Below are 22,642 nucleotides of genomic sequence, written 5' to 3'. Positions count from 1 at the left end.
CAAAAAAAGCAAAAACAGAAAAGGGACCTTTCGGCCCCTTTCCCTTCCAGCATCATGCTCAGGTGTAGATCATCTTGCGGGTCATGCCGCCATCGACCACAAACTCCTGGCCGGTGACGAACGCTGCCTGGCGCGACAGCAACCATGACACCATGGCCGCAACGTCTTCCACGGTCCCTACCCTGCCCGTCGGATGCTGGGCATGGTCGGCTTCGGTCAACGGTTCGGCACGGCGCTGGGAAGGGTCACGCGCATCGATCCAGCCTGGGCTTACCGCATTGACGCGGATCTCCGGGCCCAGGCTCATGGCCAGGGCATGGGTCAACGCCACCAGGCCACCCTTGCTGGCCGCGTAGGCTTCGGTGTCTGGCTCGGACTGGCGGGCACGGGTCGAGGTCAGGTTGACGATCGCGCCATTGTGCGCCCGTAGGTATGGCGCACAGTGCTTGGCCAATAACATCGGGCCGTTGAGATTGACTGCCAGCACCCGGTTCCATTGCGCCAGGCTCAGGCTCTCGAGGGTCTGGTTGTGCGGGTTGGCGATGGCCGCATTGCACACCAGCGCATCCAACCGCCCGAACTGCCCAAGCACTTCGGAAACCCCGGCGCTGACCTGGGCTTCGTCAGCGACGTCCATGGTGATGAACCAGGCGTTGTCGCCCAGTGCCTTGGCGACCTTGGCGCCGCGCGGGCGGTCGAGGTCGCTGAGCACCACCTGCCAGCCTTCGCAGATCAACCAGGCAGCGATACCCAGGCCAATGCCGCGCGCGGCACCGGTTACCAGGGCTACCCGGCCGTTATGGCCCGGCCCGCCACCTTTCCAGTCGATCACAATGCAGCCAGCCCACGCGCAAGGTCAGCCTGCAGGTCGGCCACGTCTTCCAGGCCAACGGCAACGCGGACCAGGCTGTCGCGAATACCCGCAGCTTCACGCTCCTGCGGCGACAGACGGCCGTGGGAGGTGGTCGCCGGGTGCGCGATGGTGGTCTTGCTGTCACCCAGGTTGGTGGTGATCGAGATCACGCGCGTGGCATCGATAAAGCGCCAGGCGCCCTCCTTGCCACCCTTGACCTCGAAGCTGACCACCGCCCCGAAACCACTCATCTGGCGCTTGGCCAGCTCGTGCTGCGGGTGGCTTGGCAAGCCGGCGTAATGCACCTTCTCGATGCCGTCCTGCTGTTCCAGCCACGCAGCCAGCTGCTGCGCGCTTTCGCAATGCGCACGCATGCGCAGCTTGAGCGTCTCCAGGCCCTTGGTGAAGATCCACGCATTGAACGGGCTGAGGGTGGGGCCAGCGGTACGCAGGAAACCCACCACTTCTTTCATCTGCTCACTGCGCCCGGCCACCACGCCGCCCATGCAACGGCCCTGGCCGTCGATGAACTTGGTTGCCGAATGGAACACGATGTCGGCACCCAGCTTGAGCGGCTGCTGCAGCGCCGGGGTGCTGAAGCAGTTGTCCACCACCAGCATGGCGCCACGGGCGTGGGCCACTTCGCTGAGGGCGGTGATGTCGACCAGTTCGGCCAGCGGGTTGGATGGCGACTCGACGATCAGCAGCTTGGTATTGGCCTTGATGGCCTTCTCCCAACCCGCCAGGTCGACCAGCGGCACGTAATCCACCTCGACACCAAAGCGCTTGAAATACTTCTCGAACAGGCTGATGGTCGAACCGAACACGCTCTGCGATACCAGCACATGGTCACCGGCGCTGCACAGCGACATGACCACGGCGAGAATCGCCGCCATGCCGGTGGAGGTGGCCACAGCCTGCTCGGCACCTTCCATGGCCGCCAGGCGCTCTTCGAAGGCGCGCACGGTCGGGTTGGTGTAACGCGAGTAGACGTTGCCCGGGGTTTCGCCAGCAAAACGCGCGGCCGCATCGGCGGCCGTGCGGAAGACATAGCTGGAGGTCAGAAACAGCGCTTCGCTGTGCTCTGCTTCCGGTGTACGGTTCTGACCGGCGCGCACCGCCAGGGTGTCGAAACCGACACCCTCGAGGTCACTGTCCAGTCGCCCGGCATCCCATTGATCCGTCATGCCGTCACTCCCTGAATCAGTTGTTGTAAAGGTCGATGATCGCGCTGACCGCCTGGGTCTTCACCTTGGCCAGGTCATTACGGGCCTGCTCGATACGGTCGAGGTAGGCTTCGTCGATGTCACCGGTGACATACTCACCATTGAACACCGCGCAATCGAAGTGCTCGATCTTGATCTTGCCGCCACCGACCGAGTCGATCAGGTCCGGCAGGTCCTGATAGATCAGCCAGTCGGCACCGATCAACTCGGCCACCTGTTCGGTGGTACGGTTGTGGGCGATCAGTTCGTGAGCGCTCGGCATGTCGATGCCGTAGACGTTGGGGTAACGCACCGCAGGGGCCGCGGAGCAGAAGTAGACGTTTTTCGCGCCGGCTTCGCGGGCCATCTGGATGATCTGTTTGCAGGTGGTGCCGCGCACGATCGAGTCGTCCACCAGCATCACGTTCTTGCCGCGGAATTCCAGCTCGATGGCGTTGAGCTTCTGGCGGACCGATTTCTTGCGTGCAGCCTGGCCCGGCATGATGAAGGTACGGCCGATGTAGCGGTTCTTGACGAAACCTTCGCGGAACTTGACGCCCAGGCGGTTGGCCAGCTCCAGCGCAGCGGTACGGCTGGTGTCCGGGATCGGGATGACCACGTCGATGTCGTGCTCCGGGCGCTCGCGCATGATCTTGTCGGCGAGCTTCTCACCCATGCGCAGACGTGCCTTGTACACCGAGATACCGTCGATGATCGAGTCCGGGCGGGCCAGGTAGACATGCTCGAAGATGCACGGCTGCAGTTTCGGGCTCTGCGCGCACTGCTTGGTGTACAGCTGGCCTTCTTCGGTGATGTACACCGCTTCGCCCGGCGCCAGGTCGCGAATCAGGGTGAAACCGAGCACGTCCAGGGCAACGCTTTCCGAGGCGATCATGTACTCGACGCCTTCGTCGGTGTGACGCTGGCCGAACACCACCGGGCGAATGCCGTTGGGGTCGCGGAAACCGACGATGCCGTAGCCGGTGACCATCGCGACCACCGCGTAGCCGCCGACGCAGCGGCTGTGCACGTGGGAAACCGCGGCGAACACGTCTTCTTCGGTCGGCTGCAGTTTGCCGCGCACTGCCAGTTCATGGGCGAACACGTTCAGCAGCACTTCCGAGTCGGAATTGGTGTTGACGTGACGCAGGTCGGATTCGTAGATCTCCTTGGCCAGCTGCTCGACGTTGGTCAGGTTGCCGTTGTGCGCCAGGGTGATGCCATACGGCGAGTTGACGTAGAACGGCTGGGCTTCGGCCGAGGTCGAGCTGCCTGCAGTCGGGTAGCGGACGTGGCCGATACCCATGTGGCCTACCAGGCGCTGCATGTGGCGCTGCTGGAAGACATCGCGCACCAGGCCATTATCCTTGCGCAGGAACAACCGGCCGTCGTGGCTGGTCACGATACCGGCAGCGTCCTGGCCGCGGTGCTGGAGGACCGTAAGCGCGTCATACAGCGCCTGATTGACGTTCGACTTACCGACGATACCGACGATGCCACACATGCGACGCAACCCCTACTTTGATGAAACTTGAGTGAATAGCGCTCAAGGCTTTGCAGGCCCGAGCAACTGTTCCTTGAACGGAAGATCAGCCGGAGTGCTGATCATCCCACTGGACATCCACTGGCTGGAGAAACCCAGAATCAGGTTTTTGGACCAGTCAGCGACCAATAGAAATTGTGGTATCAGGCGAGATTCCTGCCACCAGGTATCCTGTTGCACCGGCCCCAGGCTGAGCAGGCCGATGGCCACCACTACCAGCATGGCCCCGCGCGCAGCGCCGAAGGCCATGCCGAGAAAACGGTCGGTACCAGACAGCCCGGTCACACGGATCAGCTCGCCGACGAGGAAGTTGACCATTGCCCCCACCAGCAGGGTGGCGACGAAAAGAATGGTGCAGCCGGCGATGATGCGCATCGACGGGGTCTGGATATAGCTTTCAAGGTACACCGAGAGCGACCCGCCGAACATCCAGGCGACTGCGCCGGCAATGATCCAGATGAGCAGAGACAAGGCTTCCTTGACGAAGCCGCGCTTGAGACTGATCAGTGTGGAAACGGCGATGATCGCGATGATCGCCCAATCAACCCAGGTAAATGCCACGGTGCTGCCTGCAGACGTTTGAGGCGGCGCATTTTACCAGAGCGCAAGGCTGTGGGTAAGCAGAATGTCAGGTCGTTTGGCAGTGCCTTGTTTGCGCCGCAAGCCCACTCCCACGGGCTTTTCATGGACTCTGAAGTCAGGAAAACCCGTGACAGCAACGCGGCGGCGACCCGCCTCAAGCCTCAGCCGCGCTCCGGCTGAAAGCGCACCACGAACCCCTTGAGGTTCTGCTTGCGGTTGATCGCATCGCGCACGCGCTCAGCCTCGGCGCGCTCGATCAACGGCCCGACGTAGACCCGATTCATGCCACCGGCCGAACGGATGTAAGCGTTGTAGCCCTGGCTACGCAGCGTATTCTGCAGACTTTCGGCACCGGCACGGTTGGACAGGCTGGCCAGCTGGATCGACCAGCTGACCGGCAAGCCGTTGGCGTCGATCTTCGACGGCGTACCTGCTGTAGCCGCGGGCTTCGCAGCCGGCGGGGTTTCGACCTTCGGCGCCGGGGTTGGCACAGGCGTTTGCGGCTTGGGCTGAACCTGCGCCTGGGTCTGCGGGGAAGGCGCGATTGGCTGGCTTGGCGTGGTGACCGGCGCGGTGGACTCGTTGACTACCACGGGCGGCTGTTCGGGCTGCTGCGGCTCTTGCGGCAGGGTTTGCGGGTCGGGCACGGCAACCGGGTCCACCTTGACCTCAGGCAGCGTCGGCATTGCCGGCGCCTGCGGGGCTTCGACGCGCACCTGGCGCATCTCGTCCTCGCGGGTGAACAGCATGGGCAGGAAGATCACCGCCAGCGCCACCAGCACCAACGCACCCACCATGCGCTGTTTCATCCCTTTATCCAGCACTGCCATCTACTCACCCCTCCAGGGCCTGCCGCCCCAGCCATTCCAGGGCCTCGGCGACACAGAAAAACGAACCGAACAGCAAGATCTGGTCATCTGCCGTTGCCTGCGCGCATTGCCCCTCAAGGGCTGCGTCGACACTGGCATAAGACTTCACCGCAACGCCGAGGTTCGTCAAGGCGCCGGCAAGCTCGGCGGCCGGACGGCTGCGAGGCGTTTGCAGAGGCGCTACCGCCCACACATCGACCAGCCCCTGCAGGGGCTCAAGAACGCCACTCAGGTCCTTGTCGGCGAGCAGGCCGAACACCGCCAGGCGGCGCCCTTTGAGCGGCCGCGCCGACAGGCGACGGGCAAGGTATTCTGCGGCGTGGGGGTTATGCCCGACATCCAGCAGCAGCTCTATGCGTTTGCCTTGCCAGTTGACCATACGGCGGTCCAGACGCCCGGTGATGCGGGTATCGAGCAACGCCTGGCGAATCTGCCCGGCATCCCAAGGCAGGCCCATCAACAGGTAAGCCTGCAGGGCCAGGGTGGCGTTTTCCATCGGCAGGTCGAGCAACGGCAGATCGCGAAGCTCTACCTGCACACCGTCGGCCGTGGTTCCACGCCAGTGCCAGCCGCTTTCGGCGCTGGCCAAGTCGAAATCGCGGCCCCGCAAAAACAGCGGCGCCGCCAGCTCGAGCGCCTTGTCCAGCAGCGGTTGCGGCGGATCCAGGTCACCGCACAGCGCCGGTTTGCCCTGGCGGAAGATGCCGGCCTTCTCGAAAGCCACCAACTCACGGGTATCACCCAGGTAATCGACATGGTCGACGCCGATGCTGGTGACCAGCGCCAGGTCGGCATCGACCACGTTCACGGTGTCCAGACGGCCACCGAGACCCACTTCAAGCACCACGGCATCGAGCCCGGAGCGATGGAACAGCCAGAAGGCCGCCAGGGTGCCCATTTCGAAGTAGGTCAGGGAAATGTCGCCCCGCGCCGCCTCGACTGCGGCGAAGGCTTCGCACAGCTGCGCATCACTGGCCTCTTGGCCGTCGATCAGCACCCGTTCGTTATAGCGCAGCAGGTGTGGCGAGCTGTAGACGCCAACCTTCAGGCCCTGGGCGCGCAGCATCGACGCCACGAAGGCGCAGGTCGAACCTTTACCGTTGGTGCCAGTAACCGTCACCACGCGCGGCGCCAGCTTGCCCAGCGCCAGCCGGGCAAGCACCTTTTGCGAACGTTCCAGCCCCATGTCGATGGCCGACGGGTGCAGTTGTTCGAGGTAGGCGAGCCATTCGCCCAGGGTTCTTTCTTTCATCACGCGACCGCAGCGGCCTCGCGTGCCTGCTCTGGCGTTTCCTGGCCAGTCATCTGCGCCAGCAGGCGGGCCAGACGCGGACGCAGTTCACCACGCGAGATGATCAGGTCGATGGCACCGTGCTCCAGCAGGAATTCGCTGCGCTGGAAACCTTCCGGCAGTTTTTCGCGAACGGTTTGCTCGATCACACGCGGGCCGGCAAAGCCGATCAGCGCCTTCGGTTCACCCACGATCACGTCGCCGAGCATGGCCAGGCTGGCAGAAACACCACCGTAGACCGGGTCGGTCAGCACGGAGATGAACGGGATGCCTTCTTCACGCAGGCGCGCCAGCACCGCCGAAGTCTTGGCCATCTGCATCAGCGAGATCAGTGCTTCCTGCATACGCGCACCACCGGAAGCCGAGAAGCAGATCATCGGGCAGCGGTTTTCCAAGGCGTAGTTGGCGGCGCGAACGAAACGCTCACCGACGATGGCGCCCATCGAGCCACCCATGAAGGAGAATTCGAAGGCGCTGACCACGATCGGCATGCCCATCAGGGTGCCGCTCATGGAAATCAGGGCGTCTTTTTCGCCGGTCTGCTTCTGGGCGCCGGTCAGGCGGTCCTTGTACTTCTTGCCGTCACGGAACTTCAGGCGGTCGACCGGCTCAAGCTCGGCGCCCAGTTCGGCACGGCCTTCGGCGTCGAGGAAGATGTCGATACGCGCACGTGCGCCAATGCGCATGTGGTGGTTGCACTTGGGGCAGACATCCAGGGTCTTTTCCAGCTCCGGACGATACAGCACGGCCTCGCAGGCTGGGCACTTGTGCCACAGGCCTTCTGGCACCGAGCTCTTCTTCACCTCGGAACGCATGATCGAAGGGATCAGTTTGTCGACTAACCAGTTGCTCATGCTCTATTTCTCCAGTATTGACGGGCGGGGACCGGTCTGGCCGGCCATGCCCTGCCCTTTGAGCTCAAATTCTTCTATGAAACGATGACGGCTCGGCCACAGGGGCTGCCTGTGTACCGCGCCGCCTTCAATGTGTGCGTCGGCTGCCCGGCATGCCGGCAGCCACCCCGCAGGGCTGCGATAGCTATGGACGATGGCGCGCAGCCAGCCGTCACATCTGGCATCACGCCTGTTTTACCGCTTGCATGAACGCTTCGATCTTCGCAGCGCTCTTGATGCCTTTTGCCTGCTCGACACCACCGCTGACATCCACCGCGTACGGCCGCACCTGGGCGATGGCCTGGCCGACGTTGTCAGCCGACAACCCGCCGGCAAGAATGATCGGCTTGCTCAGCCGTGCCGGCACCAGCGACCAGTCGAACGCCTCGCCGGTACCACCAGGCACGCCGGCGACATAGGTGTCGAGCAGGATCCCACGGGCACCGGAATAAAGCTGGCAAGCGGCCTCCAGGTCGTCGCCCGGGCGCACCCGCAACGCTTTGATCCAGGGCCGGTGATAGCCCTCGCAGTCGGCCGGGGTTTCGTCGCCGTGGAACTGTAGCAGGTCCAGCGGCACCACCTCGAGGATCTCGTTGAGCTCGCAACGCGAGGCGTTGACGAACAGGCCTACAGTGGTCACGAACGGTGGCAGCTCGGCGATGATCGCCCGCGCCTGGCGCACGTCAACGGCACGCGGGCTCTTGGCATAGAAAACGAAGCCGATGGCATCGGCACCCGCCTCGGCGGCGGCCAGTGCGTCTTCGATGCGGGTAATCCCGCAGATCTTGCTGCGAACGTTGCTCATGGACTGCAAACCTTGAGAGACCGTGAAAGTGCCCGATGGTAGCAAAAGCCTTTTGGCCCGTCAGTCGGCCAACGCCTCATAGCCGGTCAGAAAGTGTGGCCCGATATAACGCCGGGGCAGTTGGAACTCCTCCGGGTATTCCACCTGCACCAGGTACAGGCCGTACGGGTGCGCCGTCACACCGCCTTCGCGGCGGTTGCGCCCCTCCAGCACCTCACGGGCCCAGGACGCTGGGCGTTCGCCGGCACCGATGGTCATCAACACCCCGGCAATGTTGCGCACCATATGGTGCAGGAACGCCGTGGCGCGCACGTCCAGTACGATCATCTGGCCGTGGCGGGTAACGCGCAGGTGATGGATATGCTTGATCGGCGACTTGGCCTGGCACTGGCTGGCGCGGAAGGCACTGAAGTCATGGGTACCGAGCAGGTACTGCGCAGCCTGCGCCATGCGCTCGACATCCAGCGGGCGGTGGTTCCAGGTCACCTCCTCGGCCAGGTGCGCCGGGCGGATCGGGTCGTTGTAGATGACATAGCGGTAGCGCCGGGCGGTGGCCTTGAAGCGGGCATGGAAGTCCGCCGGCATCGGCCGCGACCAGACCACACTGATGTCGTGGGGCAGGTTGAAATTGGTACCGAGGGTCCAGGCACGCTCGTCGCGAACGGCGCGGGTATCGAAATGCACCACCTGCCCGCAGCCGTGCACGCCCGCATCGGTACGCCCCGCGCAGAGTACGGAGATCGGCTCGTTGGCGACTTTCGACAGGGCCTGCTCCAGCGCCTGCTGGACACTCGGCACGCCACTGGCCTGACGTTGCCAGCCGCGGTAGCGCGAGCCCTTATATTCCACCCCCAGGGCAATGCGGGTGAAGCCTGCGGCGGCCGATTCGGAGGCAGCGGTGTCGATGATGTCCAAGAGCATGAAACCTGTGGGGAATACGGAATGGCGGGGATTATAACGACAACGGCAGCCTTGTTGGGCTGCCGTTGGTTGTTGCGCTGTCAGCCTCAGACCAGCCGCGAGAGGATGTCCTCGGCTTCCTGGCGCTGGGTGTCGTCGCCATCCTTGACCACTTCGTCGAGGATATCGCGTGCACCCTGGTGGTCACCCATGTCGATGTAGGCACGCGCCAGGTCGAGCTTGGTGGCCACTTCATCGCTACCGGAGAAAAAGTCGAAGTCCAGGTCGTCCAGAGGTTCTGGCTCCTGCGCTGCGTCTTCGGCGGTGAAGTGCGGCTCCAGCGACGGCGATTCCAGGCTCTGCGACAGCTTGTCCAGCTCGGCGTTGACGTCGTTCAGTTCCGAAGCAAAGTTCTGGGCGGCCGGCGACTGGTCATCCAGCGACAACGACAGGTCGAAGTCTTCCGGCATTTCCAGTTCGGAAATCGGATCGAACTCCGGAATGGAATCGAATGCTGCCAATTCGGCGGCAACATCTACTGGCGTGTCGTCAACAGCCTCGGTGACGCTGGGCTCGCCGATGTCCAGATCGAAGTCTGCCAGGTCGCCCACGCTCTGCGGCTCGGCCTGAGCCTGCGCCAGTAAGGCCTCGAAATCGGCATCGGCGTCGGACTCCACGGCGCTTGCCGGGGCAACCGGCTCGATACCCGCCTGCAGCTCCATCAGATCGGCGTCATCCAGCACAGGCGGCTCGGTAGCGTTCACCGGCTCCTCGTCGCCAAGGCTCAGGTCGAAGGCACTGTCCAGGTCGCTGTCGTCGAGGGCCGGCGTTTCCACGACGGCCTCGGCAGGCACTTGGCCAGGCTCAGGTGCCATGACAGGCTCGGCCTCGGTGACGGCCTCCTCTGGCTGTGGCTCAGCCTCAGGCTCGGGCTCAGCTGCGAGCTGCGCCGACGCTTCAGGCTGATCGTCCAGCAAATCCTGTACGTACTGCTCGTCCAGTTCGGCGGCCAGCGCAGCAGCCCCAAGGCCCGCCGCAGCGACGCCAAGCATGGCTGGGTAACGCGCCTTGAGCCCGTCGACCTGCGCGGTGTTCGCTTCGTTGCCGGGGAGCTTGCGCTCCTGCTCCACGAACGCGCTGTGATCACCCTGGCGCGCATAAACTTCCATCAGTTTAAGGCGCAGGCTGTCCTGCTCAGGCTGCGCCGCGACTGCAGTTTCCAGCAGGTCGGCGGCGTGGTTCAGCCGGCCATTGGCCAGGCAGTGATCGACTTCAGCCAGCAGCTCAGCATTCGGGTCCTGGGCAACGACTGGCACTGCATCCGCGGCGTCTGGCGTGGCCGATTTTTCGGCGGCAACCGCTGCTGCAGCCGAAGCGGCTACCACGGCCGGCGACAACGTGTCGCCAGGCGCCGGCGTATCCAGTTCGTCGAAGCTGCCCGCAGGTAGGTCGAGGTCGGGGTTGCGCTCCTCCTCGGCCAGCGCTCGCGCCATGCGCAGGTGCTTTTCGGCTTCCTGCTGGGCTTTGCGCTTGCGTGCCAGCAGCAACAGCAGCAGCAACAGCACGAGGAATGCGGAGCCTGCGATCAGGCCAAGCACCACCGGGTTGCCCAGCATCTCGTCGAAGGCACCCTGCTGCTCGGCGGCAGGTGCAGGCTCGGTGGCGGGCGCAGGAGCAGGCGCGGTATCCACGGCCGCGGGGGCTGGCTGCACGACGGGTTCGGCTGCGCTGGGCTGGGCATCCGGGGCAGTTGCGGCAGTTGCGGCAGTTGCGGCAGGCGCTACGGGGTCAGTGGCACCCTGTGCTTGCAGGCGAGCCAGCTGGTCATTCTTCAGCTGGATCAACTTCTGCAGCTTGTCCAGCTGGCTCTGCAGGTCGGTCATCCGGCTTTTGAGTTCATCATTGTCACGACGGCTGGTGTCGAGGCTTTCCTGGGCCACGGCCAGCTTGTCGTTGATCGCCTTGGCATCCGCGCCGGCCTGGTTGCCCGGGCTGACCAGGCGCAGGTTGTCGCCCTGGGCGATACGCTCGGGCGCCGCATCGGCGGCGCCGCGGCGGGTAGCATCGAGCTGACGGGCACGCGGGCCCAGGCGCCGACCTTCACGCCAGGCCGCGTACTGCTCGGCCACTTCGCGATTCGCCTCGCCCTGGGGAATGTTCTGTACCTGCTGCTGATCGGGCAGGCGCAGCACCTGGCCAACCTTCAACTGGTTGATGTTGTTGCCGATGAAGGCATCAGGGTTCAGCGCCTGGATGGCGATCATGGTCTGCTGCACCGAGCCGCCACCCTGGGTGTTGCGCGCGGCAATCTGCCACAAGGTATCGCGGCGTTTGGTGGTGTAACTGCCAGCACTGCTGGTCGCAGGGTTTACATTGGCTGCGGCAGGCTGCTCGCCCTGGGCCTTGGCCTGGTCGAGCAGGACGTTGTAATCGCGCAGCAGGCGGCCCTGGGGCCACATCACCTGGACCAGAAACTTGACCACCGAACCAGGCAGCGGCTGGCTGGAGGTAACCCGCAGCACGCTCTTGCCGTTGGGGTTGATCACAGGTGTGAAGGTGAGGTCCTCGAGGTAGGTTGGATAATCCACCCCGGCCTTGCTGAACTCTTCCGGCGGCGCCAGGCTTGGCGCCACTTCGGCAGCGGTGAGGTCGCGCACATCGAGCAATTCGATCTCGGCGTCCAGTGGCTGGTTCTGCGCCGACTTGAGCGTCAGCTCACCCAACCCCAGGGCATTCGCCATGCCAGACGACAGCGCCGACGCTGCCGCCATGGCCAGAACCAGTTTGCGAATTCGAAGCATGACCTCTTCCCTTGTATGAATCGTCCTGAAAACCCGCATGCGGTGTAGGACAAAAAGTGCCTGGCAGTATCTTTTACGCCATGTGTTTAATCAACAATTGCGCCACCTGCACGGCGTTGAGTGCGGCGCCCTTGCGCAGGTTGTCGGTGGTCAGCCACAGGTTGAGCTGCTGGTCTTCATCAACACCATGGCGTACACGACCAACATAGACCACGTCTTGCCCTACTGCGTCACCTACCGGCGTCGGATAATCGTCGCACGCCACCAGTTCGATGCTGCCGGCACGCTCCAGCGCAGCATTGACGGCCGCCAGATCTACCGGTTTACGGCTTTGCACCGCCACACTGAAGCTATCGCCGAAAAACACCGGGACTTGAATGCAGGTCACGGAAATCTTCAGTTCTGGCTGCCCCAGCAGCTCGCGCAGCTCGCTGACCAGGCGCCGCTCAAGCCCGGCATGCCCCTGCTCGTCCACCGCACCGACCTGAGCCAGCAGGTTGAACGCCACCTGGCGGTCGAAGAAGCGCGGCTCCAACGGACGGGCATTGAGCAGCTCGGCAGTTTGCCGGGCCAGTTCGCTGACCGCTTCGCGGCCCTGAGCAGATACCGCCAGGGCGGCCATGACCTGCACCCGCTCGATGTCCAGCAGCCCCTTCAGCGGTGCCAGCGCAACCGCCAGGGCGACGGCTGCAGAGCCAGGGCTGGCAAGGCGTGCAGGCAGTTTCAGGTTGGCGATACGCTCGGCATTGGCTTCGGGCACCACGGCAATGGCGTCATCGAGGCCGCCGGACAGGTCGATGACCGTGCAGCCTGCCTGCTGGGCCTTGCTGGCGAAGCTGCGGCTGACGGCAGGGCTGGCGGCGAAGAAGGCGAGTTTGACCTGGGCGAAATCGAAACTGTCGACTTCACGCACCTTGATCTTCTTGCCAGCGAACATCACGCTGCTGCCCGCCGACTCCATGCTGGCCAGCAGGTGCAGGGTCGCAACCGGAAAATCCAGCTCTTCGAGGATCTGTACGAGGGTTTCACCGACGCTACCGGTGGCGCCAACGACGGCGATGTCCAGGGGTTGGGTCATGGAGGGGATCCTTTTGCTGAAACGGCGGGGGGCGGCACTTTACTCGGATTGTAGAGGTTTGTCTGTGCTGGCCTGTTGGCGAGCTGGCATAAAAAAACCCGCGCTGTCTCCAGCGCGGGTTTGTGGATCAACGCAAGACGATCAACGCTCCAGCAGAATCCGCAGCATGCGACGCAGCGGTTCGGCAGCGCCCCACAGCAGCTGGTCGCCGACGGTGAACGCGCCCAGGTACTGGGAACCCATGTTCAGCTTGCGCAGGCGGCCGACCGGAATGTTCAGAGTGCCGGTGACATTGGTCGGGCTCAGCTCCTGCATGCTGATTTCGCGCTGGTTCGGCACCAGCTTCACCCATGGGTTGTGCTGGCTGATCATGCCTTCGATGTCGGCCAGCGGCACATCCTTGTTCAGCTTGATGGTCAGCGCCTGGCTATGGCAGCGCATGGCGCCGATGCGCACGCAGATGCCATCGACCGGGATCGGGCTCTTGAAGCGGCCGAGGATCTTGTTGGTTTCGGCCTGGGCCTTCCACTCTTCACGGCTCTGCCCGTTCGGCAGTTCCTTGTCGATCCACGGGATCAGGCTGCCCGCCAGCGGCACACCGAAGTTCTCGGTCGGGTAGGCTTCGCTGCGCATGGCCTCGGCGACCTTGCGGTCGATGTCGAGGATGGCGGCGGCCGGGTTGGCCAGGTCATCGGCCACGGCCGCGTGGGTGGCACCCATCTGCTTGATCAGCTCGCGCATGTTCTGCGCGCCGGCACCGGAGGCTGCCTGATAGGTCATGGCGCTCATCCACTCGACCAGGCCGGCTTCGAACAAGCCACCCAGGCCCATCAGCATCAGGCTGACGGTGCAGTTGCCGCCGATGTAGTTCTTGGTACCGGCATCGAGCTGCTGGTCGATCACCTTGCGGTTGACCGGGTCGAGCACGATCACTGCATCGTCCTGCATGCGCAGCGACGAGGCAGCATCGATCCAGTAACCCTGCCAGCCGGCTTCACGCAGCTTGGGGAAGACCTCGTTGGTGTAGTCGCCGCCCTGACAGGTCAGGATCACGTCGAGGGTCTTGAGTTCTTCAATCGAATAAGCGTCCTTGAGCGGAGCAATATCCTTGCCCACACTCGGCCCCTGGCCACCGACATTCGAGGTGGTGAAGAACACCGGCTCGATAAGGTCGAAATCCTGCTCCTCCAGCATCCGCTGCATGAGCACGGAACCGACCATGCCGCGCCAACCGATCAGACCTACACGTTTCATCGCAACTACACCTTTGCTAAAAGTGGGCCGCCACCGACCAAAAACGGTGGCGGGCCAGAGAGATTACAGATTCCGCAGCGCTGCGACTACTGCGTCGCCCATTTCCTGCGTGCCTACCTTGGTGCAACCGGCCGACCAGATGTCCCCGGTACGCAGGCCCTGGTCCAGCACCAGGCTGACCGCTTGCTCGATGGCCTCGGCTGCAGCCTGCTGGCTGAAGCTGTAACGCAGCATCATCGACACCGACAGGATGGTTGCCAGCGGGTTGGCAATGCCCTGCCCTGCGATGTCCGGCGCCGAGCCGTGGCAAGGCTCGTACATGCCCTTGTTGTCAGCATCCAGCGATGCCGAAGGCAGCATGCCGATGGACCCGGTCAGCATGGAAGCTTCATCCGACAGGATGTCACCGAACATGTTGTCGGTCACCACCACGTCGAACTGCTTCGGCGCGCGCACCAGCTGCATGGCCGCGTTGTCGACGTACATGTGGCTCAGTTCGACGTCCGGGTAGTCCTTGGCGACCTCCTCGACCACTTCACGCCACAGCTGGCTGGAGGCCAAGACGTTGGCCTTGTCCACCGAGCACAGTTTCTTGCCACGCACGCGGGCCATGTCGAAGCCGACGCGGGCAATGCGGCGCACTTCGCTTTCGCTGTACGGCAGGGTGTCGTAAGCCTGGCGCTCGCCGCCTTCCAGCTCGCGCTGGCCACGCGGCGCGCCGAAGTAGATGCCCCCCGTCAGCTCACGGACGATGAGGATATCCAGGCCCGAGACGATTTCCGGCTTGAGCGACGAAGCATCGGCCAGCTGCGGGTAGAGGATGGCCGGGCGCAGGTTGGCGAACAGGCCCAATTGCGAACGGATTTTAAGCAGGCCGCGCTCAGGGCGGATGTCACGCTCGATCTTGTCCCACTTCGGGCCGCCTACGGCGCCCAGCAGCACGGCATCGGCCTGGCGCGCGCGCTCCAGGGTTTCGTCGGCCAGTGGCACGCCGTGCTTGTCGATGGCAGCGCCGCCGATCACGTCGTGCTCAAGGCTGAAGCCGAGCTGAAACTTGTCGTTGGCCAGCTCCAGCACCTTGACCGCTTCGGCCATGATTTCCGGACCGATGCCATCACCTGGGAGAATCAGAATCTGCTTGCTCATGCTTTCCTCTATCCATTCAAGCGGTGCGGCCAGCTCGGCCGCACCGTAAAAAACTCAGCGCTCAGCCCACAGCACGATGACATCGGTGCTGAACGAGCCATCGGCTTCAATCTGGTAATACTGCCGCACTTCTTCACTCATGGCTTGCTGCAACTGGCGTATGGCTACACGCAGCGGCTCAGGCGTGCGCATGCGCTCGACCCACGAGTGCCACTCCAGGCGCAGGCGCTGACGGGTATGGCTGCGGGTATGCAGGCCTGCTTCGCTGACCTGGCGCTGCCACTCGCCAGCAGAATAATCGCGCACGTGGCTGGTGTCGCGCAGCACTTCTACCGTTTGCAGATAGGTATCGAGCAGCGGGCTGCCCGGCGACATCACGTCGATGAACGCCGCCACCCCACCCGGCTTCAGCACCCGACGCACTTCGCGCAGGGCCACGCCCAGGTCGCTCCAGTGGTGCGCCGAATAACGGCTGAAGACGAAGTCGAACGAAGCGTCGGCGAACGGCAAGCGCTCGGCGGCACCGCGCGCGGTGGTGATGTTGCCCATGCCACGCTCGGCAGCGGCGCTGGCGACCACGTCGAGCATCGACTGCGACAGGTCGTAGGCCACCACTTCTGCCACCAGCGGCGCGATGTGAAAACTCACATGGCCGGCTCCGCACCCCAGGTCCAGCACCCGAGCGGCCCCCTGCCCCGCCAACTCGGCCTGCAGCAGGGCAAACTCACTGCCCTGGGCGTGCACGGCGCTGCTGAGGTAGGCGCTGGCCTGTTCGCCGAACTGGCGTTGGACCACATCGGTGTGGGTGGTGCTGGTCATGGGCGCATTCCTTTTGATTTTGGGTTGTCTCTACGGCCGCTATCGCCGGCAAGCCGGCTCCTACAGAGACCCCACAAGCGCCAGGACCTGTGCAGTTCTTTTGGGAGCCGGCTTGCCGGCGATGAGGCCAGCAAACCCGGTTACATCATTCAGGCATCACGGAACAGCCAAGGCTGCGACGCGCGGTGCTTGCCCTCGAATGCTTTGATCGCATCGGCGTCCTGCAGCGTCAGGCCGATGTCGTCGAGGCCGTTGAGCAGGCAGTGCTTGCGGAAGGCATCGATTTCGAAGTGCAGCACCTTGCCGTCCGGCCGGGTCACCGCCTGTGCCTGCAGGTCGATGGTCAACTGGTAGCCTGGGTTGGCTTCAACCTGCTTGAACAACTCATCGACTTCCTCGTCGCTCAAGATGATCGGCAGCAGGCCGTTCTTGAAGCTGTTGTTGAAGAAGATGTCGGCAAAGCTTGGCGCGATCACGCTGCGAAAGCCGTACTCGTCCAACGCCCACGGGGCGTGCTCACGGCTCGAGCCGCAACCGAAGTTCTCCCGCGCCAGCAACACGCTGGCACCCTGGTAGCGTTCGTGGTTGAGCACGAATTCCTGGTTCAGCGGGCGCTTGCTGTTGTCCTGATAGGGCTGGCCCACATCCAGGTAACGCCACTCGTCGAACAAATTAGGGCCGAAGCCGGTGCGCTTGATCGACTTGAGAAACTGCTTGGGGATGATCTGGTCGGTGTCGACGTTGGCACGGTCCAACGGTGCGACGAGGCCAGTGTGCTGGGTAAAGGCTTTCATGCTGCGCTCCCTTGGATCAACTCGCGGACATCGATGAAGTGGCCGGTCACCGCGGCAGCGGCGGCCATGGCCGGGCTGACCAGGTGGGTACGGCCACCGGCGCCCTGACGGCCTTCGAAGTTGCGGTTGGAGGTGGACGCGCAGTGCTCGCCGCTTTCCAGGCGGTCCGGGTTCATCGCCAGGCACATCGAGCAGCCCGGCTCACGCCATTCGAAACCCGCCTCGAGGAAGATCTTGTCCAGGCCTTCACGCTCGGCCTGCGCCTTGACCAGGCCGGAGCCGGGCACGACGATCGCCTGCTTGACGGTGGCAGCCACCTTGCGGCCCTTGGCGATTTCTGCCGCGGCGCGCAAATCTTCGATGCGCGAGTTGGTGCAGGAACCGATGAACACGCGGTCCAGGTGGATATCGGTGATCGCCTGGTTGGCGCTCAAACCCATGTACTTCAAGGCGCGCTCGATGGAGCCGCGCTTGACCAGGTCGGCTTCTGCAGCCGGGTCCGGCACGCGCTGATCGACGGCCAGCACCATCTCGGGCGAAGTGCCCCAGCTGACCTGCGGCTTGATGTCGGCCGCGTCGAGCTCGACCACGGTGTCGAACACCGCATCGTCATCGGAAACCAGGTCTTTCCAGGACTCGACCGCACGCTCCCACTGCTCGCCTTTCGGCGCGTAAGGGCGGCCTTCGACATAAGCGACCGTAGTGGCATCGGTGGCGACCAGGCCAACCCGCGCGCCTGCTTCGATGGACATGTTGCAGATGGTCATGCGGCCTTCCATGGAAAGCTCGCGGATGGCGCTGCCGGCGAATTCCATGGCGTGGCCGTTGCCACCTGCGGTACCGATCTTGCCGATCACCGCCAGCACGATGTCCTTGGCCGTAACGCCAGCAGGCAATGTGCCTTCGACGCGCACCAGCATGTTCTTCATCTTCTTGGCGACCAGGCACTGGGTGGCAAGCACGTGCTCGACCTCGGAGGTGCCGATGCCATGGGCCAGGGCCCCGAATGCGCCGTGGGTGGAGGTGTGCGAGTCGCCGCAGACCACGGTCATGCCCGGCAAGGTGGCACCCTGCTCCGGGCTGATGACGTGGACGATGCCCTGGCGCACGTCGTTCATCTTGAATTCGACGATGCCATATTCGTCACAGTTCTCATCGAGGGTCTGCACCTGAAGGCGCGACACCTGGTCGACGATGGCTTCGATACCGCCCTTGCGCTCTGGCGTGGTCGGCACGTTGTGGTCGGGGGTGGCGATGTTGGCATCGATGCGCCATGGCTTGCGGCTGGCCAGGCGCAGGCCTTCGAAGGCCTGGGGCGACGTCACTTCATGGATGATATGGCGGTCGATGTAGATCAAGGACGAGCCGTCATCGCGGCGCTTGACCTCATGGGCTTCCCAGAGTTTGTCGTAGAGCGTTTTACCAGCCATCAGACTGTTCCTCATCAGCGTCTTTCTATGCCAAAAACCCCTTGGCTTGTATGGACGATGCTATGGCGATAGATTGAATAACTCAAATTCATAATTTTCATGCTTTGCATAACCATCAGGAATTCGAACAATGGACATGGCCAACCTCAGCGCCTTCATTGCCATTGCCGAGACCGGCAGCTTTTCCGGGGCCGGCGAACGCCTGCACCTCACCCAACCCGCCATCAGCAAGCGTATTGCCGGGCTCGAACAGCAACTGGATGTGCGCCTGTTCGACCGCCTGGGCCGCGAGGTGACCTTGACTGAAGCCGGACGGGCCCTGCTGCCGCGTGCCTACCAAATACTCAATGTGCTCGATGATACCCGACGTGCGCTGACCAATTTGACCGGCGAGGTGAGTGGTCGCCTGACCCTCGCCACCAGCCACCACATCGGCCTGCACCGCCTGCCCCCGCTGTTGCGGGCATTCACCCGTCAGTACCCGGCGGTGGCGTTGGATATTCAGTTCCTCGACTCAGAAGCGGCCTACGACGAAATACTCCATGGCCGTGCCGAAATTGCCGTGATCACCCTGGCACCCGAGCCTCATCACCTGATCAAAGCGTTCCCGGTATGGGATGACGCGCTGGATTTCGTGGCCGCCCCGGAGCACCCGCTGGCCAGCAACACCCAGGTCAGCCTGGCCGACGTCGCTCGCCACCCGGCGGTATTCCCCGGTGGCAACACATTCACCCACCACATTGTCCAGCGGCTGTTCGAAAGCCAGGGCCTGACGCCGAACATCGCCATGAGCACCAACTACCTGGAAACCATCAAGATGATGGTCTCGATCGGCCTGGCCTGGAGCGTGCTGCCGCGCACCATGCTCGATGATCAGGTTGCACCCATCGCATTACCCGGCATACAGCTGTCACGCCAGCTAGGCTACATACTGCATACCGAGCGAACGCTATCGAACGCCGCCAGGGCGTTCATGGCCCTGCTCGACAGTCACGCAGGGTCCGCCTGACCGGTCGTCAGCCCGGCATTTCCAACTCAAGGACGCGTCAAACGCCAAAGGTCTGGTACCAATGCCCAAATCAGCAAACCGCTTTCCGCGCCTGCCGCGTATCCCTGCGGCCGACCCTCAGGAGTCGGAGCAGGCCTGGCAGAACGCCCCGCAGCTGCTGGCCGCGCTCAATGGTGCACGCCTTGGCGCCTGGCTATGGGACATCGACAGTGGCCGGGTCAGTTGGTCACGCGGCACCCAGGCGCTGTTCGGCTTCGATCCGCAGCGCCCCCTGCCCAAGGACATCGATTACCTCGACCTGCTGCCCGAAGAGGACCGCGCCCGCACCCGTCAGCTGTTCCAGGCTGTGGTCAATGGCGAGCCCGCCGAGCGGGCCATGCGCCATCGTATCCGCTGGCCGGATGGCAGCCTGCACTGGCTGGAAATCAACGGCAGCCTGACCCACGACCGCCAGGGCCGGCCGCAGATGATCGGGGTGATCCGTGAGATCACCCGCCAGCGCGAACGGGAAAGCGCGCTGATCAACTCGGAAAAACGCTTCGCCACGCTGTTTCACCTGAGCCCCAACGCCATCCTGCTCACGCGCCGTAACGACGGCATGATTTTCGAGGTGAACCAGCACTTTGAGGACATGTTCGGCTGGCCTGGCGAACAGGTGATCGGCAAGACCAGCCTGGAGCTGGGCCTGTGGGTGAACCCCGAGCAACGCCACCAGGTGCTGGAAGCGATCCGCGCCAGCGGCGGCCCGGCAATCATGGAGGTGCAGTTTCGCGCCAGCAGCGGCAAAGTTCACGATGGCATCCTGTGCGCCCAAGGCATTGAACTGGAGGGTGTGACGTTCCTGCTCAGCACCTTTGTCGACACCTCCGAGCGCAAGCGCGCGGAACAGGCGCTCAAGGACAGCCAGGAGCGCCTTGACCTGGCCCTGGACTCGGCGCAGCTGGGCACCTGGGACTGGCACATCCCCAGCGGCATGCTCTATGGCTCAGCCCGCGCCGCGCAACTGCATGGGCTCGACCCGATCCCCTTCCACGAGTCGTTCGATGCGTTCTTCGAAGGCGTGCCCCAGGAAGAGCGCGACGTCATGCGCCAGGCCTACCGCAGCCTGCGCGAAGGCCCGGCCGGCAACTACCAGATCACCTACCGCGTGCAGCTCGAAAACGGCGCCTCACGCTACATTGAAAGCCGTGCCCGCCTGTACCGCGACGACCACGGCAACCCCTTGCGCATGGCCGGCACGTTGCTGGACATCACCGAACAGGTAGAACGCGAGCAGCGCCTGAGCGCCTCGGAAGAGAAGTTCGCCAGCCTGTTCCAGGTCAGCCCCGACCCGATCTGCGTAACCCGCCAGGACACCGGCCAATTCATCGAGATCAACCCGGCCTTCACCCAGACCTTTGGCTGGAGCGCCGAGCAAGTGATTGGCCGCACCGCCGAAGAGATTGGCCTGTGGGCCGAATCGATCGCGCGTGCGCAGCGCATCGAGCGGGTCATCCGCGAGCAGGCGCTGAGCAACGTCGCCGTGGTGGTCAACCACCGCAACGGTTCACCGCTGACCTGCGTGATCGCCAGCCGGCTGATCACCGTCGACAACCAGCCTTGCAGCGTCACCACGCTGCGTGACATCACCCAGCAGCAACGGGCCGAGGCGGCGCTGAAGTCCAGTGAGGAGAAGTTTGCCAAGGCGTTCCACTCCAGCCCCGACGCCATCACCATTACCGAACGCCGTAGCGGCCGTTACGTGGAGGTCAACGATGGTTTCTGCCGGCTGACCGGCTACAGCAATGCCGATGTGATCGGCCGCAGCGTCTATGACCTGGGCATCTGGGCCGACGACAAACAGCGCAACGCCCTGCTCGCCGAGCTCAAGGAGCGCGGCCGGGTGCACCACCGTGAAATGCTCGGGCGCAACAAGCGTGGCGACATTCTCACCGTGGAAGTGTCGGTCGAGCCGATCAGCCTCAACGAAGTCGATTGCCTGCTGCTTACCGCGCGCGATGTCAGCCAACTGAAGAATGCCCAGGCGCAGATCCGCCACCTGGCCTACCACGACCCGCTGACCAACCTGCCCAACCGTGCCCTGCTGATGGACCGCCTGAGCCAGCAGATCGCCCTGTTGCGCCGGCATAACCTGCGTGGCGCCCTGCTGTTCCTCGACCTCGACCACTTCAAGCACATCAACGACTCGCTGGGCCACCCGGTGGGCGACACGGTGCTGAAAATCATCACGGCGCGATTGGAAGCCAGCGTGCGCCTGGAAGACACCGTGGCGCGCCTGGGCGGCGATGAGTTCGTGGTCCTGCTCAGCGGCCTGGAAGGCAGCCGCGAGGCGGTGGAAACCAAGGTCCGCGAACTGGCCGACACCCTGCGTGAACTGTTGGCCGAGCCCATGTCGCTGGACGGCCAGCGCCTGCAGGTTACGCCAAGTATCGGGGTAGCGCTGATCCCCGACCACGGCGCCACCCCGGCCGACCTGCTCAAGCGCGCCGACATCGCCCTGTACCGGGCCAAGGACTCGGGCCGCAACACCACCCAACTGTTCCACACCACCATGCAAAAGGCCGCCAGCGAGCGCCTGCGCATGGAAAGCGACCTGCGCCTGGCACTGGCGCGAGGCGAACTGGCGTTGCACTTCCAGCCCCAGGTGGATGCCCGCGACAACCACATTGTCGGTGCCGAAGTGTTGCTGCGCTGGCACCACCCACAACTGGGCCAGCAGCCGCCTGCGCAGTTTATCCAGGTATTGGAAGAAAGCGGCCTGATCCTCGAAGTTGGCAGCTGGATACTCGACGAAGCTTGTGATGCCTGCGCGCACATGCTCGAGGACGGGCTGATCGATGCCGATGATTTCAGCCTGTGCGTGAATATCAGCCCGCGCCAATTCCGCCAGAACGACTTCGTCGAACGGGTGCTGCGCAGCCTGAACGACTACCGCCTGCCCCATCACATGCTCAAGCTGGAGATCACCGAGGGCATCGTGATCCAGAACCTGGAAGACACCATCAGCAAGATGCGTGAGCTCAAGCGCTATGGGGTGAGTTTCGCCATGGACGATTTCGGCACCGGCTATTCCTCACTGACCTACCTCAAGCGCTTGCCGGTGGACGCCTTGAAGATCGACCAGACCTTCGTCCGCGACGCCCCGGTAGACCCCAACGACGCCGAGATTGTCCGTGCCATCGTCGCCATGGCACGCAGCCTGGACCTGGCCGTGATCGCCGAGGGCGTTGAACTGACCGAGCAGCTGGAATTTCTCGAACGGCTGGGCTGCCATTTGTATCAGGGCTACCTGCACAGCCGGCCGCTGCCGTTGCAGGAGTTCAGGCAAATGTTGCTGGAGGCGCCTGCGGATTTTTGAGCAACGAAAAAG

At 63.7% G+C, this 22,642-nt stretch carries 18 protein-coding genes; 2 read left to right on the top strand and 16 right to left on the bottom strand.

Annotated features, from left to right (window positions below; translation table 11 throughout):
- Positions 1 to 58 precede the first annotated feature (58 nt).
- The 16 genes from ACNQPL_RS09260 to leuC form a co-directional block, all read right to left on the bottom strand.
- Entirely contained in the window at positions 59 to 832 is a 774-nt protein-coding gene (locus ACNQPL_RS09260; RefSeq protein WP_346613763.1) for an SDR family oxidoreductase, read from the bottom strand.
- Positions 829 to 2,040 carry an O-succinylhomoserine sulfhydrylase gene (locus ACNQPL_RS09255; RefSeq protein ID WP_346613762.1) on the bottom strand — a complete coding sequence of 404 codons (1,212 nt, stop codon included), beginning with the start codon at positions 2,038 to 2,040 and terminating at the stop codon, positions 829 to 831. The genes ACNQPL_RS09260 and ACNQPL_RS09255 overlap by 4 nt, the downstream gene beginning before the upstream one ends.
- 16 nt (positions 2,041 to 2,056) lie before the next feature.
- Entirely contained in the window at positions 2,057 to 3,562 is a 1,506-nt protein-coding gene (gene purF / locus ACNQPL_RS09250; protein ID WP_346613761.1) for an amidophosphoribosyltransferase, read from the bottom strand.
- Between the two features lie 42 nt (positions 3,563 to 3,604).
- On the bottom strand, positions 3,605 to 4,162 hold the full coding sequence (locus tag ACNQPL_RS09245) for a CvpA family protein (RefSeq protein WP_346613760.1): 558 nt from the start codon (positions 4,160 to 4,162) through the stop codon (positions 3,605 to 3,607).
- 182 nt (positions 4,163 to 4,344) lie between these two features.
- A complete protein-coding gene (locus tag ACNQPL_RS09240) occupies positions 4,345 to 5,013 on the bottom strand; it encodes an SPOR domain-containing protein (protein WP_416466500.1) in 669 nt (222 codons plus the stop codon).
- A 4-nt stretch (positions 5,014 to 5,017) separates the two neighbouring features.
- Complete coding sequence (gene folC, locus ACNQPL_RS09235) at positions 5,018 to 6,304, bottom strand: bifunctional tetrahydrofolate synthase/dihydrofolate synthase (protein WP_416466499.1); 1,287 nt, start codon at positions 6,302 to 6,304, stop codon at positions 5,018 to 5,020.
- Complete coding sequence (gene accD / locus ACNQPL_RS09230) at positions 6,304 to 7,197, bottom strand: acetyl-CoA carboxylase, carboxyltransferase subunit beta (RefSeq protein WP_346613757.1); 894 nt, start codon at positions 7,195 to 7,197, stop codon at positions 6,304 to 6,306. The genes folC and accD overlap by 1 nt, the downstream gene beginning before the upstream one ends.
- Positions 7,198 to 7,420: 223 nt before the next feature.
- On the bottom strand, positions 7,421 to 8,041 hold the full coding sequence (locus tag ACNQPL_RS09225) for a phosphoribosylanthranilate isomerase (RefSeq protein WP_346613756.1): 621 nt from the start codon (positions 8,039 to 8,041) through the stop codon (positions 7,421 to 7,423).
- Positions 8,042 to 8,101: 60 nt separating this feature from the next.
- Positions 8,102 to 8,962 (bottom strand): tRNA pseudouridine(38-40) synthase TruA, encoded by an 861-nt coding sequence (gene truA / locus ACNQPL_RS09220; RefSeq protein WP_416466498.1) that lies wholly within the window; start codon positions 8,960 to 8,962, stop codon positions 8,102 to 8,104.
- Positions 8,963 to 9,048: 86 nt separating this feature from the next.
- Positions 9,049 to 11,742: a FimV/HubP family polar landmark protein gene (locus tag ACNQPL_RS09215; RefSeq protein ID WP_416466497.1), complete on the bottom strand. Its 2,694-nt coding sequence runs from the start codon at positions 11,740 to 11,742 to the stop codon at positions 9,049 to 9,051.
- Between the two features lie 73 nt (positions 11,743 to 11,815).
- Positions 11,816 to 12,820 (bottom strand): aspartate-semialdehyde dehydrogenase, encoded by a 1,005-nt coding sequence (locus ACNQPL_RS09210; protein ID WP_346613753.1) that lies wholly within the window; start codon positions 12,818 to 12,820, stop codon positions 11,816 to 11,818.
- Between the two features lie 141 nt (positions 12,821 to 12,961).
- Positions 12,962 to 14,074: an aspartate-semialdehyde dehydrogenase gene (asd, locus tag ACNQPL_RS09205; protein WP_346613752.1), complete on the bottom strand. Its 1,113-nt coding sequence runs from the start codon at positions 14,072 to 14,074 to the stop codon at positions 12,962 to 12,964.
- A gap of 63 nt (positions 14,075 to 14,137) precedes the next feature.
- Positions 14,138 to 15,220, bottom strand: a complete 1,083-nt coding sequence (gene leuB, locus ACNQPL_RS09200) for a 3-isopropylmalate dehydrogenase (protein ID WP_346613751.1) — start codon at positions 15,218 to 15,220, stop codon at positions 14,138 to 14,140.
- A gap of 54 nt (positions 15,221 to 15,274) precedes the next feature.
- Positions 15,275 to 16,039 carry a class I SAM-dependent methyltransferase gene (locus ACNQPL_RS09195; protein WP_346613750.1) on the bottom strand — a complete coding sequence of 255 codons (765 nt, stop codon included), beginning with the start codon at positions 16,037 to 16,039 and terminating at the stop codon, positions 15,275 to 15,277.
- A gap of 149 nt (positions 16,040 to 16,188) precedes the next feature.
- Positions 16,189 to 16,833 (bottom strand): 3-isopropylmalate dehydratase small subunit, encoded by a 645-nt coding sequence (gene leuD / locus ACNQPL_RS09190; RefSeq protein ID WP_346613749.1) that lies wholly within the window; start codon positions 16,831 to 16,833, stop codon positions 16,189 to 16,191.
- Positions 16,830 to 18,263 carry a 3-isopropylmalate dehydratase large subunit gene (gene leuC / locus ACNQPL_RS09185; RefSeq protein WP_346613748.1) on the bottom strand — a complete coding sequence of 478 codons (1,434 nt, stop codon included), beginning with the start codon at positions 18,261 to 18,263 and terminating at the stop codon, positions 16,830 to 16,832. The genes leuD and leuC overlap by 4 nt, the downstream gene beginning before the upstream one ends.
- 130 nt (positions 18,264 to 18,393) lie before the next feature.
- Between leuC and ACNQPL_RS09180 the strand changes: the two genes are divergently transcribed.
- Together ACNQPL_RS09180 and ACNQPL_RS09175 are read left to right on the top strand one after the other, a co-directional pair.
- Positions 18,394 to 19,272: a LysR family transcriptional regulator gene (locus tag ACNQPL_RS09180; RefSeq protein ID WP_387527268.1), complete on the top strand. Its 879-nt coding sequence runs from the start codon at positions 18,394 to 18,396 to the stop codon at positions 19,270 to 19,272.
- Positions 19,273 to 19,333: 61 nt separating this feature from the next.
- A complete protein-coding gene (locus ACNQPL_RS09175; RefSeq protein ID WP_416466496.1) occupies positions 19,334 to 22,630 on the top strand; it encodes a PAS domain S-box protein in 3,297 nt (1,098 codons plus the stop codon).
- Positions 22,631 to 22,642: the final 12 nt, after the last annotated feature.

The organism is Pseudomonas sp. LFS044 (assembly GCF_047978245.1).
In the GTDB taxonomy this organism is placed as follows: domain Bacteria; phylum Pseudomonadota; class Gammaproteobacteria; order Pseudomonadales; family Pseudomonadaceae; genus Aquipseudomonas.
This window is presented reverse-complemented; position numbering and strand designations above follow the sequence as displayed.